The organism is Bradyrhizobium sp. USDA 3364 (assembly GCF_054056355.1).
The window spans coordinates 1,854,824-1,868,770 of sequence record NZ_JBSRYG010000002.1; the positions used below are offsets into that span (position 1 = coordinate 1,854,824).

Consider the following 13,947-nt stretch of genomic DNA (forward strand, 5'->3'; position numbering starts at 1 on the left):
CTCATGCCGCGCGGCGTTGCGCGTTGGCGGCCTCGATACCGGCGATCCAGCCTGCGACCGAGCGGCCGATCGCCTCCGGATGATCCTCCTGCAGATAGTGCGCACCGGCGCCGAGCTGAATCACGGCGCAATGCTGCAGCGTTGCTGCAAACTCGGCGGCGAAGGCCGGCGACACCAGCGCTCCGGGCGACCCGGCGAACAGCAGCTTCGGATAGGTCGATGCCGCCAGCGCCGCATGCGCCGCGGTGAGCGCCTGATCGACATCGGCAGGCTCGCCTGCGATCGGCAGCTCGCGCGGCAGCACCAAGGTCGGCCTGCGGCTGTCGCGGGTCGCAAACGGCGCGCGGTAGGCCACCATCTCCGCCTCGCTGAGCTTGCGCAGGATCGAGCCGGGCAGCACGCGCTCGACGAACGCATTGTTGTCGAGGACCAACGCCTCGCCCTCTCCCGGCGTGCGGAATTTGCGGAACGTGTCCCGCGCGCTCTCGTGCTGGTGGAAGTCGGACCAGTCCCGCATCGGGCGGATGAACTCCATGAAGGCGAGCCCGCGCACCAGTTGCGGGCGGCGTGCCGCAAGGTGAAAGGCGAGCGCCGTTCCCCAATCCTGGGCGACGAGATAGGCCGAGGTGATGCCGAGCTCGTCGATCAGCGCGTCGAGATAGTCGGCATGGTCGAAGAAGCGGTAGGCGATGTCGGGCTTGCCGGACTGGCCGTAGCCGATCAGGTCGGGTGCGATGCAGTGCCCGACCGAAGCCGTCAGCGGCATGATGTTGCGCCAGATGTAGGATGACGTCGGGTTGCCGTGCAGGAACAGCACGTGCGGCGCGTCGCTGCGCCCAAGCTCGCGATAGGCCATCGTGCTTCCGAGCACGGCGCGATGATGCAGGCTGATATCGGCAGATGTCGTCATGGCAACTCCTTGAACACGGTTTGGAATGCGATCGTCTTGAAACGTTCGAGCGCGGCCGCGCTGCGTTCGACCTTCATGCGCAGCATCGCGCCCTGCCAGGATGCGAGCAGGAAATCGGCAAGCTCGTCGGGATCGAAGTCGGACGCGATCTCGCCCTGCGCCTGCGCCTCAGTGATGCAGGCCGCGAACGGCGCGCGCCATTCCCGGAAAATCTCATCGAGCTGCTCGCGCAGCATCTCGCTCGAGCCCGACGCCTCGAGGCTGAAATCGCCGATCAGGCAGCCGCGGGTGAAGCCGTCATGCGCAAGCTTGCCGGTGATGAGATCGAGATAGCGGCGGAGCCGTTGGCGCGGCGGCAGCGTGGTGTCGCCGAGTGCTTCCGCGACGAGGCCGCGGACATAAAGGAAGTAGCGGTCGAGCACTTCGGAGGCGAACAGCTCCTTGGAGCGGAAATGGTTGGTGAACGAGCCCTGCGGCGCGCCGGCCGCGGCGGTGACGTCGCGCACGCTGGTGCCGTGATAGCCGGTCCGGAACATTTCCTTCAGGCCGGCATCGAGGATGGCATCGCGGAGAGAGGGTTTTGGCATGGCCGCGATTTAATACGTACGTACGTATTGATGTCAAGCACTAAAATGCATGCGGCGCGCGCCGCGCACGGCGGCGCCGGTCAGGTCCGATGGATCAAGGGGTTTAGGGTCAGCTCGCGGGCTTGCTGCGCGACACCACCCAGTCGCGCAGCCAGGAGCCGATCGCGCAGCCGACCAGATAGAGCGCGAACATCACCAGGAACAGATCGAGCCAGTAGCCGAACCGACCGGGCACGATCCGGGCGAACGACGCCGCCACCAGCGCCGCGGCGAGCAGGGCCAGCCAACGGATCCAGACCCTGGAGACGCCCTGCGCCCGGTGCACCACCGCGATCCAGCCCATGCAGAAGCCGAGCAACGCTGCGCCGACGAGCCAACCCCAGAAGAATGTCGCAAGCACGGTCATTGCTACTTCACCACGAATTCGATGCGGCGGTTCTGCGCCTTGCCGTCGTCACTCTCGTTGCCGGCGAGCGGCTGCGTGCTGCCATAGCCGATCGGCGTGAAACGGTTGGCGGCCAGTCCGGCGCGCACGAGGTAATCCACCACGGCCTGCGCGCGGCGCTCCGACAATGCCTGGTTGGCAGCCTCCTCACCGTCGCTGTCGGTGTGGCCGGCGACTTCGATCGTCGCATTGGGGCAACGCATCGCGGTCTCGATCAAGCGGTCGAGCAGACCGGCGGAATCAGGAACGATGTCGGCCTTCCCCGACTCGAAGCGGATCTTGCCCTTGGACAGGATCTCGGAAAACAGCTGCTGGCACACGGTGGGATCGACCGGCGCCGCCGCCGGCTTCACCGTGACCTCGGCCTTGTACTGCCAGTTCTGCGGAAAGTCCTTGCCGAGCCCGTCGCGGATCTGGCCGGCTGCGGCATCGTAGAGCGCATCGCCCGACAGCTTCACCTCGCGGTCCGACACCACGAGCGTCCCGGTCGACAGCCGCGACAGCGCACCGAGCGCCGGCACCACCGCCGCCGCAAAGCCCGACGGTGCGCCGATGCTGGCCTTGAGGTTGTCGACCACCTTCTCGCTGAAGAACTTGCGACCGGCGGCGGCGACCAGCGCGGCATGCACGTTGTTGTCGGGCACATAGCCGGTCAGTGTCAGCGTCAGCGCGACCGGGTCCTTGTAGGCCTGGAAGACGTAAGGCGGCGCCTTGATGTCGTTGGCGGCGATCGAATAGCCTTCCGGCAGGTTCTTCAGCGCCGCCGCGATCGCTTCGCGTCCGCCGAGTTCGCGCGCCATGCCTGCGAGATTGATCTTGTTGTCGGTCAGCGTGATCTTGCCTTCCTTCAGCTTGCCGATCTGGTCGAGCAGCAACAGCGCCGCAGCATCGAACCGCTGCGGCGCGCCGCGGGCGAGCGCCATCTGATCCACCACCTCGACACCGCCGAGACTGGTCTTCGCGGCCTCGGCCAGCTTGCTCTTGCTCGACGGCAGCGGCGCATTGCCGCCAAGCGTGACCCGCACGACGTCGCGTTCGGCCGACCAGACGAAGGGCTTGGCTTCGGGAACAAGGTGGGTCTCGTCGTTGACCAGGCGCACGCCGGGCACGGCCTCGACCGACGCCACCGCGCTGAGACGGCCGTCCTCGGAGAAGGCATTGGCCGCAAACGTCACGTCGCGGCCGTCGACGCTGATGCGGCGCTTGTCGAGCACGGTGTCCTTGAGTGCGGCATTAGAGCGCGCGGCGAGATCCGCTTCGACCGTTGCCGTTGAGGTCCAGGCCGCGATACCCCAGAGGACGACCAGTGGAATCACCCCCGGCCACCACTTGCTACTCCACTTGAAAAGTCCGTGCATCCAGCGTCCTGCGGGTCGAGAACCAGAGAGAAAACAAACCCTTGGCTGACTGTCAAACCCCAAATCAAGCGCCATGGCGGGGGCGCCGTGTTGGACCGGGATAACAGTTTCTTCAGTGGTCTTTCGCTAAGTTTGCGGCGGAATGCAAATCGGCCGACCCGCGCCCTCATGAAACAACTCCGCAACACCGTGATCCGTGCCGGGATGGAGGCGCTGTATTTCTCGGGTGCGCATATCCTGCTGCGGCCGATCTTCGCCGGCGTCGGCGCCATCTTCATGCTGCACCATGTCCGCCCGCGCCGCGATGACGCGTTCCAGCCGAATCATCATCTCGAGGTCACGCCGGACTTCCTGCACGCGATGCTGACGCATCTGCGTGCGCTCGACGTCGACGTTGTCAGCATGGACGAGGCACATCGCCGTCTCACCGAACGGAATTTCGCGCGGCGCTTCGCCTGCCTCACCTGCGACGACGGCTACCGCGACAACCGCGATTTCGCGCTGCCTGTGATGCGCGAGTTCGGCGCGCCGCTCACCGTCTTTGTCGCCAGCGACTTCGCCGAGGGCTGCGGCAAGCTGTGGTGGATCGCGTTGGAGCGGGTGATCGCGGCAGCGCCCGCGATCGAGGTGCCGATCGACGGTACAATGACGCGGCTCGATACCGCGACGCCGCAGGCCAAGCAGGCCGCCTTCGGCCGCATGCATGACTGGCTCCGCTCGTTGCCGGGCGAGAAGGAGATGCAGGCGGAGATCTCCGCGCTGTGCGTCCGCCATGGCGTCGACGAGGCCGGCATCGCACGCGAGCTGTGCATGTCATGGGACGAGCTGCGCGGCTTCGCCGACGATCCGCTGGTCACCATCGGCGCGCACACCATCACGCATTGCAATCTCGCCAAGCAGAGCGAAACCATCGCCTCGTTCGAGCTCGCCACCAGCCGGGCGCGGATCGAGGATGCCCTGCAGCGGCCGGCGCTGCATCTCGCCTATCCCTATGGCGACAGGATCGCCGCCGGCCAGCGCGAATTCGCGCTCGCCAGGTCGATCGGCTTTCGGACCGCGGTGACGACGCGGCCCGGCATGCTGTTTCCCGAAAGCGCCGACCATCTGACCGCGCTGCAGCGCGTCTCGCTGAACGGCAACTACCAAGACGCGCGCCTGCTGCCGGTCTTGACCTCCGGCGCCGCCACCGCGGTGTGGAACGGCTTCCGCCGGATCGATGCGGCGTGACGCGCGCGTAGGATACACCGCCTCAGATCTACGTCTTCTCCTTCCCCCTGAAAGGGGGAAGGTCGGGATGGGAGTCAGCCACAGACGACGGTGTCTGAGGAGAGAGCAGATCCCCACCCGCTTTGCTCTGCGAGCAAAGCGACTCCCCTTTTCAAGGGGAGGTCAGGACGTAGCCCGGATACAGCGAAGCGCAATCCGGGACGACCTCTTGACCGGATAATTCTGCCCCGGATTTCGCTGCGCTTCATCCGGGCTACGCCTCCCACCTCTCCTTGACTCGATCCGCGGCCGCGCCCAGAACCATCGGCAACGCAATGGAGGAGCGCATGTTCAAGGATCTGTTTTCACTGCAAGGCCGCGTCGCGCTGGTGACCGGGGGATCGCGCGGCATCGGCAAGATGATCGCGGCCGGCTTCCTCGCGCAGGGCGCCGCCAGGGTCTACATCACCGCGCGCAAGGCAGGTCCCTGCGAGGCCACCGCCCAGGAGCTCACCGCCCACTATGGCGGCGAATGCATCGCGCTGCCGATCGACATCTCGACCGTTGAGGGCTGCGACAAGCTCGCGAGCGAAATCATCAAGCGCGAGCCGAAGCTCGACATCCTGGTCAACAATGCCGGCGCGGCATGGGGCGCGGACTTCGACGAATTCCCGGAGAGCGGCTGGGACAAGGTGATGAACCTCAACGTCAAGTCGATCTTCTTCCTGACCAAGGCGCTGGCCAAGCCGCTGCGCGCGGCGGCCTCGCATGACAGGCCGGGCAAGGTGATCAACATCGCCTCGATCGACGGCATCTTCGTCAACCCGATGGAGACCTATTCCTATGCCGCGAGCAAGGCCGCGGTGATCCACCTGACGCGCCGGATGGCGACGCGGCTGATCAAGGACAACATCAACGTCACCGCGATCGCGCCCGGCGCCTTCAAGTCGGACATGAACCGCGCCGCCCGCGATCATGCGGATGAAGTCGCCCAACGCGTTCCGTCGCGGCGGGTCGGCAGCGATGAGGACATGGCGGGCACCGCGATCTATCTCGCCTCCCGCGCCGGCGACTATGTGGTGGGCAACACCATCGCGGTCGATGGCGGCGTGGTCTACGCGACCGCGGGACTGGAGATCGCGGGGTAAAAACCGCTGCTTTCAAAGAAGAAAAGGGGCGAGCCAGGACCTTTTCGGCTCACCCCTTTCCGGCCCCTCCGGGAGGAGAGGAACTGTCACGTCATGATGCGATCCCGCATCATGACCCAGTTTTTTGTTTGAGCACGATCTCCGCGCAAACGCCTTGGGCGTTTGTCGCGAGGGAAAACCGCTTCAAACTTTTCCGGATCGTGCTCGAAAGGATCAGCTCTCGATCCTCACATACTCGAAATCGCCGGGCTTGTTGTCGATGCCGACCTTCGGCGCCGAGATCCAGGAGGCGAACTCGCCGGGCTCGGTGACCGGCTTCATCAGCGAGGCGATGAAGTCGCCGTCCGCCGTCGACGGCAGCCAGTCGTTCTTGCGGCTCGCCCAGGTGGCGTCGTCGATCAGGATGCCATCGGGCGTCGCATGAACGTCCTTGAACTCGCCGATCTGGCGGTGGAAGGCGGTGTTCGGCACCTGGAGCTTGTAGTCGATGCCCGCGGTCGAGATCACCTTGTTCCAGCGCAGCATGCCCTTGACGCAATCCTGTGTGTAGTCGTCGCGCAGCCGCATGTTGAGCGCGGTCAGCGCCGGCTCGTCCACCAGCTTGATCTGGCCGTCGACCAGCTTCATGACCGGATAGGTCGAGTTCTTGAGCTGATGATCGTCCTCGATCGTGGTTTCCTTGTAGCGGCCCTTGATGCCGGCGTTGAAGGCGTTGGCCGCATTGGTCGACACTTCCGAGCCGAACAGATCGAGCGACAGCGAATAGTGCAGGTTCAGCTTCTTCTGGATGGTCGGCAGGTCGATCACGCCGAGCGCCCGGATCCTGGCGATGTCGTTCGGATCGGTGATGCCGGCTTCCTTCATCGCATCGCAGGTGCGCTGCACGACGCGGGTGATGCCGGTCTCGCCGACGAACATGTGGTGGGCTTCCTCGGTCAGCATGAAGCGGCAGGTGCGCGACAGCGGATCGAAGCCCGACTGCGCCAGCGAGTGCAGCTGCATCTTGCCGTCGCGATCGGTGAAGTAGGTGAACATGAAGAACGACAGCCAGTCCGGCGTCGCCTCGTTGAAGGCCCCTAGCATGCGCGGAGAATCCGCGTCACCCGAGCGGCGGCGCAACAAATCGTCGGCCTCCTCGCGGCCGTCGCGGCCGAAATACTTCTGCAGCAGGTAGACCATCGCCCAGAGATGGCGGCCTTCCTCGACATTGACCTGGAACAAATTGCGCATGTCGTAGAGCGAGGGCGCGGTCTTGCCGAGATGGCGCTGCTGCTCGACCGAGGCAGGTTCGGTGTCGCCCTGGATCACGATCAGGCGGCGCAGCATCGCCCGATGCTCGCCCGGGACTTCCTGCCAGGCCGGCTTGCCGTAGTCTTCTCCGAACGGGATGACGCGGTTTTCCTCCTGCGGAGCGAGCAGAATGCCCCAGCGATATTCGGGCATCCGCACGTAGTCGAACTTGGCCCAACCGCGCGGATCGACCGAATAGGCGGTGCGCAGATAGACCAGCGATTCCTGGAAGCCGTCCGGCCCCATGTCCTTCCACCAGTCCATGTAACCGGGGTGCCAGCCCTCCAGCGCCTTGAGCACCTGGCGGTCCTCGGCGAGATTCACATTGTTCGGAATCTTGGTCGAGTAATCGACGTTCATGATGTTCATGTTCATGGCGTGCTCCTTGCTGGGTTTCGCGTCCCGGACGCGGTGCGAAGCGGTGCGCCGCAGGGCCGGGACCCATTCATTCGTGGTCCATGTGTGTCCCGGGCAGCGCGTCACTCGCGTGCCGCGCTGCGCCCGGGACACAAAATCAAACGCGTGTCATGTCGAATTGCGCCTTCTGGCCGGTGCCGTAGCGGCGCAGTGCGCCGTCTTCGCCGACCGCGTTGGGCCGCTGGAAGATCCAGTTCTGCCACGCGGTGAGGCGCGAGAAGATCTTCGATTCCATGGTCTCGGGTCCGACGAAGCGCAGATTGGCTTCCATGCCGGTGAGGCCGTCGGGTGAGAACGAGGTACGCTCCTCGAAGAACACGCGGACCTCGTCGTCCCAGTCGATATCGTCGAGCGCGAAGGTGACGAGGCCGAGCTCCTCGGCCTCCTCGGCGTCGAGCGCCTTGCCGATCGCGCCTTGCGCGCGCTCCAGATCCGACGGGTCGGCCTGGAAGCGCGATTGCAGCCGGGTCAGGCCGTGGCTCATCGGGTACGGCCCGAAATTCATCGCCGTCAGTTCGATCGCTGGCGGCGGACGGTTGTCGCCCTGCTTCTGGCCGATCAGCATGTAGGAGCGGTCGGCGGCGAACACGAGCTCGGCCAGCGTGCCGACGAAGCAGGAGCCGGGCTCGACCAGCGTCACCAGCGTGCGCGAGGTGACGTCGATGCGCTTGAGCACGCGCTTCCAGTAATGCCTGACCTCGTTGACCAGCCAGTGTGCCTTGTTGGCCTCCAGGAACGCGTCATAGGACACGACATTGGCGCGGTCGCCATGGCTCTTGAACACCAGCATCGCGATCTCGAGCTCGTTGATGCGCAGATGCAGGATCGCGTCATCGAGCTCGCGCGCGACCTGCAGCGGCCAGAACGAAGCCCCCTGCGCGATCATGCCGTCGATGTCGGCGGGCGCGGTGGCTTCCGGCGCCTTGATCGAGATGGTGGCGATGCGCGCCGCGCGGTCGATGTCGACGCTGACGAAGCCGTAGCGGATCGCGCTGTCGTCGATGGTGCGGTCGAGCTGCGTCAGCGCGAGCCCCTTGCCCGCGCCGTTGCGCTTCGATTTGGCGGCGAATTCCTTGACGCGCTCGGCGAGCTTGCCCTCGAGCTTGGAGTTCGGCGCGATCTCGTCGACCAGCCGCCATTGCACGGCGCGCTTGCCCTTGATGCCTTCCTCGATGGTGCAGAAGAAATCGGCGTGGTCGCGGCGCACCTTGCGCTTGTCGACGACGCGGGTCAGGCCGCCAGTACCCGGCAGCACCGCGAGCAGCGGCACTTCCGGCAGCGCGACGGCGGCGGCGCCGTCATCGGCCATCATGATGTGATCCGTCGCGAGCGCGAGCTCATAGCCACCGCCGGCCGCGGTGCCGTTGACGACGGTGATGAAGCTCTGGCCGGAATTCTCGCTGGAGTCTTCCAGGCCGTTGCGGGTCTCGTTGGTGAACTTGCAGAAGTTGACCTTGTGGGCGTGGGTCGAACCCGCCAGCATGCGGATGTTGGCGCCGGCGCAGAACACGCGGTTCTTGCCCGAACGCATCACCACCACCTTCACCTCGGGATGCTCGAAGCGCAGCCGCTGCACGGCGTCTGCCAGCTCGATGTCGACGCCGAGATCGTAGGAGTTCAGCTTGAGCTGATAGCCCTCGAACAGGCCCGCGTTCTCGTCGACGTCCATTGTCAGCGTCGCGACGTCGCCGGCGACGTCGAGCTTCCAGTGCCGATAGCGCGACGGCTCGGTCTGGAAGTCGATGTACTTCGCCCCGCCTGCAAGGACGCGATCGTCACCAGCCATGGGCCACCCTTATCTGTTGTCTTGCTGTTGTTCGTTCGAAGGCTCGTTATTCTCATGCACAATAGTGCATGTTTTCGATCTAGTCCAGTTCAAAACGCAAAAACATGCATTTTGTTTCATGTTCCGGAAAATCGTTCGCTCGGCCAATGGGCTAGACCAGCGCTGGATAGTGCACGACGCCTCATCCCCGTCATTGCGAGCGAAGCGAAGCAATCCATCGTCCCGCATATGCGGAGCGATGGATTGCTTCGTCGCTATCGCTCCTCGCAATGACGGAGGGATGGATACATTCGCAGCCTCTCAGGCCGCCAATGCCGGGTCGTCGCGCAGCGCCGCCTTGGCGAATTCGGTCACCGCGTCCAGCGTCACCGCCGGCGCCTCGCGGTGCGGCGAGTGCCCGGCGCCTGCGATGGCCGCGACATCGACCGGGCAGTAGCACTCCTCCCGGGCGATCTCGACCTGGCGCATCGTGCCGTATTGATCGTCCGCGCCCTGCACGATCAGCACGGGCACGCGGATATAGGCGAGATAGTCGGAGATATCCCAATCGCGGAATTTTGGATCGAGCCAGGCGCCGTTCCAGCCATAGAAGGCGTTGTCGACGTCCTTGTGCCAGCGCGCGAGCTTCTCCTTCAGATTGGTGGTCTCATACGCCGTCTTGATCTCGGCGATCGACTTCACGGAGATGTCCTCGACGATGAAGTGCGGCGCGAGCAGCGCAAGGCCGTGCAGGCGATGATCCTGATGCGCGCCGGCATAGATCGCGGCGATCGACGCGCCATCGGAATGGCCAAGCAGCAGGCCGCGGCGGAAGCCGATCCGGTCGAGCAGCTTCGGCAGCACGTCGAGCGCCTCGCGATGCATGTAGTCGAGCGGACGCGGCAGTTTTGCCGGCGACGATGCGCCGTAGCCGGCGCGCGAATAGACAAACACGCCGGCGCCGGTCGCCGCCTGCAGCTTCTCGGGAAAGTCGCCCCACAGCCCGGCGCAGCCGAGGCCTTCATGCAGCATCACGATGGTCGGCGCGGTCTCGGGCGACGGCCCGATCATGCGGTATTCGAGATCGGCGCCGTCGATGGTGAGAAAGCCGGTGGGGTTTAGGTTCGTCATGATACGGCTTTCCCAATATGTCGTCCCGGCGAAGGCCGGGACCCATACGCCGCGGCGCTTGTTTGGACAGACGCTGTTCAACGGCTTTTGCGCAACAATTCAAGCCTGTGGTTATGGGTCCCGGCTTTCGCCGGGACGACACCTAGTGATGTTATTGCGCACCGTCGCGCAACTTGAACCGCTGGATCTTGCCGGTCGCTGTCTTCGGCAGATTGTCGACCACGTCGATCCAGCGCGGATATTTCCACGGGCCGATCTTCTGCTTGACGTGCTCCTTCAGCGCCTCGTGCAAACCTTCGGCCGAGCTCTCGGGCCGCAGCACCACATAGGCCTTCGGCTTCAAGAGACCTTCCGGATCGGCCTCCGGCACGACGGCGGCTTCCAGCACCGCGGGATGGGTGATCAGCGCGCTCTCGACCTCGAACGGCGAGACCCAGATGCCGGAGACCTTGAACATGTCGTCGGCGCGGCCACAGAAGGTGTAACGGCCGTCGGCATCGCGCGTGTATTTGTCGCCTGTGCGGGTCCAGGCGCCCTCGAAGGTGGCGCGGCTCTTGGCCCTTTGATTCCAGTAGCTCTCGCCGGCCGAGGGCGCATCGACCAGCAGCTCACCGACCTCGCCGTCCGGAACGTCGGCGCCGAGCTCGTTGACCAGCCGCACCTTGTAGCCAGGCACCGGACGGCCGGACGAGCCGTATTTGATGTCGCCGGGCGCATTCGACAGGAAGATGTGCAGCAGCTCGGTCGAGCCGACGCCGTCGAGGATGTCGACGCCGAACCGCGTGCGCCAGGCATTGCCGACCGATTCCGGCAGCGCCTCGCCGGCCGAGGTACAGACGCGCAGGCGGTTGCCGCCGGACTGCGCCTTGGTTGCCTCGTCGTTCAGCATCGCCGCGAACAAGGTCGGCACGCCGAAGAAGATGCTGGGATGATATTTGTTCATCAGCGCGAACATCACCGCCGGCGTCGGCCGCTCTGAATTCAGCACCGTGCTGGCGCCGACCGACATCGGGAACGTCAGCGCATTGCCGAGCCCATAGGCGAAGAACAGTTTTGCCGCCGACAGGCCGACATCGTCCTCGCGGATGCCGAGCACCTGCTTCGCGTAGGTCTCCGCGGTCGCGGCGAGATTGGAATGCAGATGGCGCACGCCCTTCGGCATGCCGGTCGAGCCCGACGAATAGAGCCAGAATGCGGGTTCGTCGGCATGGGTCGGCACGGTCGCGAACACGTCGCCTTCGCGCGCGACCTCATCCGACAGTTTCTTGTGGCCATGCGCATCCTTGCCGGAGACCACGACATGTTCGAGGTCGGGCATGCGCGCGATGACGCCCTTCACGACCGCCAGCAGCGCCTCGGAGACGAACAGCACCCGCGCCCGGCAATCGCCGAGGATGTAGGCGTATTGCTCCGCGGTCAGCAGCGTGTTGAGCGGCACCGGCACCACGCCGGCGCGGATCGCGCCGAGGAACACGATCGGGAAATCGACCGTATCCAGCATGATCATGGCGACCCGCTCCTCGCGGCGGACGCCGAGCCGGCGCAGCATGTTGCCGACCCGCCGGGTCTGCTGCTGCAACTGGCCATAGGTGATTTGCGACACCGTATCGTCGAACACGACCTTGTCGCCGCGGCCCTCGTCGACGTTACGGTCGAGCAGCCAGGAGACTGCGTTATAAGTCATGCCCCGCTCCATGGACCTTCCTTGGGACCCAGACGCGCCACGCTTCCCTCTCCTGTGAATTTAAGAATTATAATTCATACAAAGCCACTCCGTTGGCTTGCTGTCAATCCTTATCGGCACTATGTTTCCTAAGCCACTGGGCCCGATTCAATCAGGCCCGCGCGTCGTACGGGGATCATGACCGCAGCCAACGATCCGGAAACCGACTTCCTCGAGCAGCTCGGCCAGCGCGTGCGCACGATGCGCGGCGTGGCCGGCATGTCGCGCAAGGTGCTCGCCAAGGTCTCCGGCATTTCCGAACGCTACATCGCCCAGCTCGAAAGCGGCAAAGGCAATGTCTCGATCGTGCTGCTGCGCCGTGTCGCAGGCGCGATGGGCGCGCATCTCGAGGACCTGATTCCGTCCAGCGAGCCGGTTCCGGACTGGGCCGTGATCCGCGATCTCCTGCGCAAGGCCTCTCCGAACCAGATCGCGCAGGCCAAGGACATGCTGGCCGGCAGCAGCCCGCTGGCGCCGCGCCGCGCCTCGTTCTCCGGCATTGCGCTGATCGGCCTGCGCGGCGCCGGCAAGACCACGCTCGGGCGGATGCTGGCGAAGAAGATCGGCTGGAGCTTCGTCGAGCTCAACAAGGAGATCGAGGCGCAGAACGGCCTCTCGGTTGCCGAGATCATCGCGCTGTACGGCCAGGAAGGCTTCCGCCGCATGGAGCAGGCCGCGCTGACGCAGCTCTTGGCGCGCAAGGAATTGATGGTGCTGGCGACCGGCGGCGGCATCGTCTCGGAAGCGCTGACCTTCGACCTGATCCTGTCGTCGTTCTACACGATCTGGCTGAAGGCCGAGCCGGAGGAGCACATGGCCCGCGTCCGCCGTCAGGGCGATCTGCGCCCGATGGCCGACGACCGCTCGGCGATGGCGGAATTGCGCAACATCCTGGTCAGCCGCGAGCCGCTCTATGCACGCGCATCAGCGGTGGTCGACACCGCCGGCCTCTCGGTCGACGCCGCAGCAGCGCGGCTGATCGATTCCGTGCGGCCGGTGCTGCAGAACGAGGCGCGCAGTTTCGGACTGCGCAGCGCGGCGCTGTAATCCTACAGCACACTCTGTCCCCGTCATTGCGAGCGAAGCGAAGCAATCCATCCTTCCACACGCGCGGATGCATGGATTGCTTCGTCGCTATCGCTCCTCGCAATGACGACGTGGGAAGCCTTCACAGCAGCCTGCTCCTCACATCCTCCGCCCCTTCCCGCAGCAGCGGCAGGAAGCGATCGATCAATTCCCTGGCCGGCACCCGATCGACATGCGCGCCCATGTTGATGGCGGCGACGATGGTGCCGTCATAGCGATGCACCGGCACCGAGATCGAGCGGAAATGCGGCTCGGCCTCGCGATCGACCAGTGAGTAGCCCAGCGCGCGATCGGCGATGATGGTGGCGAGCAACTTCTTCGGATCGGTGACCGTCTGCGGCGTCACCGGATCGCGGCGCATCGCCTTCAGCCGCGCCGCGAGCTCGGCATCGCCGAGCCGGCCGAGCATGGCTCGGCCGACCGAGGTGCAGAACGCCGGCAGCCGGTAGCCGATGTCGAGACCGGCGGAGAACACCCGCGTCGGGCTCGAGCGCGCGACGAACACGACGTCGTCGCCGTCGAGCAGCGCGAGCGAGGCGATCTCCTGCGCCGCAGTCGCGATGCGATCGAGCACCGGCTGCAGCACCGTCACCACCTGGTTGGATTGCAGGAACGAGCCCGCCAAGGTCAGCACATGCGGGGTCAGCGTAAACAGCTTGCCGTCGGTTGAAACGAAGCCGCCATGCGCAAGCGTGAACAGGATGCGGCGCGCGGTGGCGCGCGGCAGATCGGCGGCGCGCGCCAGATCGCTCAGCGTCGCAGGACCCGTGACGGTGCCGAACACCTGCAGCAGGCGCAGTCCGCGATCGAGCGCCTCGACGAAATCGGTGGCGCGCTCGTCCTGGTTGGTCCGTTTCAGCTTGGGCATGGGGATTTCGGCT

12 protein-coding genes are annotated in these 13,947 nt (G+C 65.2%); 3 read left to right on the top strand and 9 right to left on the bottom strand.

All coding sequences use genetic code 11. The features are described from left to right. Window position 1 precedes the first annotated feature (1 nt). The 4 genes from ACVILL_RS08640 to ACVILL_RS08655 form a co-directional block, all read right to left on the bottom strand. Entirely contained in the window at window positions 2-910 is a 909-nt protein-coding gene (locus ACVILL_RS08640; RefSeq protein WP_456728679.1) for a haloalkane dehalogenase, read from the bottom strand. Beyond that, window positions 907-1,497: a TetR family transcriptional regulator C-terminal domain-containing protein gene (locus ACVILL_RS08645; RefSeq protein ID WP_456728680.1), complete on the bottom strand. Its 591-nt coding sequence runs from the start codon at window positions 1,495-1,497 to the stop codon at window positions 907-909. Before ACVILL_RS08645 ends, ACVILL_RS08640 begins: the two co-directional genes overlap by 4 nt. Window positions 1,498-1,606: 109 nt before the next feature. Further along, window positions 1,607-1,903 (bottom strand): hypothetical protein, encoded by a 297-nt coding sequence (locus ACVILL_RS08650; protein WP_456728681.1) that lies wholly within the window; start codon window positions 1,901-1,903, stop codon window positions 1,607-1,609. A 2-nt stretch (window positions 1,904-1,905) separates the two neighbouring features. Next, the gene (locus tag ACVILL_RS08655) at window positions 1,906-3,300 is read right to left on the bottom strand and encodes an OmpA family protein (RefSeq protein WP_456728682.1); all 1,395 of its coding nucleotides are present in this window, start codon (window positions 3,298-3,300) and stop codon (window positions 1,906-1,908) included. Window positions 3,301-3,468: 168 nt separating this feature from the next. On the opposite strand from ACVILL_RS08655, the gene ACVILL_RS08660 reads away from it, so the two are divergent. Beyond that, a complete protein-coding gene (locus tag ACVILL_RS08660) occupies window positions 3,469-4,527 on the top strand; it encodes a polysaccharide deacetylase family protein (protein WP_456728683.1) in 1,059 nt (352 codons plus the stop codon). Between the two features lie 326 nt (window positions 4,528-4,853). Continuing rightward, window positions 4,854-5,654 carry an SDR family NAD(P)-dependent oxidoreductase gene (locus ACVILL_RS08665; protein WP_456728684.1) on the top strand — a complete coding sequence of 267 codons (801 nt, stop codon included), beginning with the start codon at window positions 4,854-4,856 and terminating at the stop codon, window positions 5,652-5,654. Window positions 5,655-5,867: 213 nt separating this feature from the next. Here ACVILL_RS08665 and boxB read toward each other — a convergent pair whose 3' ends face one another. The 4 genes from boxB to ACVILL_RS08685 all read right to left on the bottom strand — a co-directional run bounded on the left by boxB (window position 5,868) and on the right by ACVILL_RS08685 (window position 11,941). Next, window positions 5,868-7,319: a benzoyl-CoA 2,3-epoxidase subunit BoxB gene (gene boxB, locus ACVILL_RS08670; protein WP_456728685.1), complete on the bottom strand. Its 1,452-nt coding sequence runs from the start codon at window positions 7,317-7,319 to the stop codon at window positions 5,868-5,870. Between the two features lie 139 nt (window positions 7,320-7,458). After that, the gene (boxC, locus tag ACVILL_RS08675; RefSeq protein WP_456728686.1) at window positions 7,459-9,147 is read right to left on the bottom strand and encodes a 2,3-epoxybenzoyl-CoA dihydrolase; all 1,689 of its coding nucleotides are present in this window, start codon (window positions 9,145-9,147) and stop codon (window positions 7,459-7,461) included. A 300-nt stretch (window positions 9,148-9,447) separates the two neighbouring features. Next, window positions 9,448-10,257, bottom strand: a complete 810-nt coding sequence (locus ACVILL_RS08680; protein WP_456728687.1) for an alpha/beta fold hydrolase — start codon at window positions 10,255-10,257, stop codon at window positions 9,448-9,450. Window positions 10,258-10,408: 151 nt separating this feature from the next. Next, window positions 10,409-11,941, bottom strand: coding sequence for a benzoate-CoA ligase family protein (locus ACVILL_RS08685; protein WP_456728688.1), 1,533 nt, complete (start codon window positions 11,939-11,941; stop codon window positions 10,409-10,411). A gap of 177 nt (window positions 11,942-12,118) precedes the next feature. Between ACVILL_RS08685 and ACVILL_RS08690 the strand changes: the two genes are divergently transcribed. Continuing rightward, complete coding sequence (locus tag ACVILL_RS08690) at window positions 12,119-13,027, top strand: helix-turn-helix transcriptional regulator (protein ID WP_456728689.1); 909 nt, start codon at window positions 12,119-12,121, stop codon at window positions 13,025-13,027. A gap of 121 nt (window positions 13,028-13,148) precedes the next feature. Here the strand turns inward: ACVILL_RS08690 and ACVILL_RS08695 are convergent, their stop codons facing one another. Beyond that, complete coding sequence (locus tag ACVILL_RS08695; protein WP_456728690.1) at window positions 13,149-13,934, bottom strand: IclR family transcriptional regulator domain-containing protein; 786 nt, start codon at window positions 13,932-13,934, stop codon at window positions 13,149-13,151. Window positions 13,935-13,947 lie beyond the last annotated feature (13 nt).